This is a genomic window from Deinococcus detaillensis, from assembly GCF_007280555.1.
In the GTDB taxonomy this organism is placed as follows: domain Bacteria; phylum Deinococcota; class Deinococci; order Deinococcales; family Deinococcaceae; genus Deinococcus; species Deinococcus detaillensis.
On record NZ_VKDB01000074.1, the window covers coordinates 1 to 1,806 of the forward strand.

Genomic DNA, 1,806 nt, shown 5'->3' on the forward strand with positions numbered 1-1,806 from the left:
GAGGTGGCCGGGACTCCATCCTGGCCACCTCGTTGCCTGAAATGCCTCACCTGCACAGCACTATTCAGTGGGCCTTGAATATCCCCAAAGTACAGCTAGAAGCTATCCGGAACTATAGTTACCGCGCGGGCCTGGCCTATTCCATCACCAGTATTTCAACCGACTTATGAAAAAGTGGATTGAGTTGGCCCTGACGGTGGCTTACAGCTTGGCTTTCGTCGGCGCAAATGCTCCGGCCATGAGCAGTCTTCAGGCGGTTCCCTTCCCCGCCGGGTGTGCCTGTACCCTTGCTATTTCACAAAGGGGATAAAATCCAGCCTCACAGGAAGGCCGTGAAGGGGCCTCCAAATCTTTTTGAGGGTTAAAGTACCCATCTGTTTTACCATTCTTCGACCTCCTGCGACACGTCATTGTCTTGCACCGCCACGTACCGGCGCGTGGTATCTACCGAGGCGTGGCCCAGAAACAGCCCCACCCGCGTAAAATCTTTGGTTGCCTGATACAGCCGGGTGCCGGAGTGTTTGCGTGCGGCGTGAAAGCCCCGCCACTCACAGCCGCAGGCAGCGAACACCTTGCGGGCGCGGTAGGTGGCCTGCCCGTAATCCCAATCGAAATAACGCCCTGCCGCGTCAAGAGTGGTGAGCAGCGTGAGGGCCTGACGGGTTCGTGCGCCGAGCGGCACCCGCCGCACCTTGCCGCCCTTGCCGTGGACAGTCAGCGTCTTGCCTTGTACGTCACTCGCCTTGACGCTCAGCGCTTCACTGACGCGCAGACCCGCGTGAGCGCACAGGAAAAGCAGAGCGGCCAGCGGCGCATCACAGTGCGGGAGGACGAGATCGACCTCGCTCAGGTACGGCGGGTTTTTGACGATGCCCGGGGTGGGGTCGCTCGGAACATAGACTTCGCCGAACGGCTGGGCTTCGGTGGCCTGCGCCCAGTTGAGGGCCCGGTAGAGAGCGCGGACACCTGCGGTGTACTGCGCGATGGTGGACGCGGCGAGCAAGCCGGATTTGCCTTTGCCCCCGGTGGGGCGCTGCTGAAGATGACTGAGGTAACGTCCGCCGTCGCGCCGCCCCGGACGCAGCAGGGAGACGCCGCTGCTCTGCGCCCAAGGAATGAAGTCCTGCACCGCGAGACTGTAAGCACCCAGAGTTTTGCGGCTGGTTCTTGCCCCTTTGCGGCTAGCAGTGGTCATGTAGGCGTGCAGTACCAAAACGAGGGTGGGCGTGTTGTAGGCAGCAGCCGCTTGAACGGCCCTGACCCTCAAAACCTGGTCGGTGAGATTGGCGTAGCTGAGGGTGGTGTTGAGCGGGATGAGATCCGTGGACATATGAATATTTTAATACTAATCAGGCTTAGTGTGAATCTGTATACCCGCTACCCTGCTTGTCTTTCCAGATAACACACGCTCCATCTCCCGATTGCGGAGGTTTTGCATATTCGGTAGGTACTTAGCTGTACTTTGGGGATATTCAAGGCCCACTGAATAGTGCTGTGCAGGTGAGGCATTTCAGGCAACGAGGTGGCCAGGATGGAGTCCCGGCCACCTCTGCTCGGATGGCGGGCACGGTCTCGCCGCGCAGGTCATCTGGCTGGGTCAAGCGTAGCCATTGCAGGAAGGTCAAGGCGACCATACACAACACGGCGTGATGGTGCAGGCCCTGCCACGAACGGCCCTCGAAGTGCGCTAGGCCGACCTCCTGCTTGAGTGAGGGTGACCCAGTTTTGCGTAGATGGAGATAAGCCTCGACAATAGGAGGCACCATCATGACAAACCGCAGAATCCATACCGCTGACTTCAAACGA

General features: G+C 59.4%; 2 protein-coding genes and 1 pseudogene. 1 reads left to right on the forward strand and 2 read right to left on the reverse strand.

The genetic code is table 11. The features are described from left to right. Window positions 1-166 precede the first annotated feature (166 nt). The gene (locus FNU79_RS19335) at window positions 167-310 is read left to right on the forward strand and encodes a hypothetical protein (protein WP_185974832.1); all 144 of its coding nucleotides are present in this window, start codon (window positions 167-169) and stop codon (window positions 308-310) included. 69 nt (window positions 311-379) lie between these two features. On the opposite strand, the gene FNU79_RS18855 is transcribed toward FNU79_RS19335, so the two are convergent. Then, window positions 380-1,330: a tyrosine-type recombinase/integrase gene (locus FNU79_RS18855; RefSeq protein ID WP_143722328.1), complete on the reverse strand. Its 951-nt coding sequence runs from the start codon at window positions 1,328-1,330 to the stop codon at window positions 380-382. Window positions 1,331-1,472: 142 nt separating this feature from the next. Continuing rightward, a pseudogene (locus tag FNU79_RS19900) lies at window positions 1,473-1,709 on the reverse strand (IS701 family transposase); the annotation flags it as partial. Window positions 1,710-1,806 lie beyond the last annotated feature (97 nt).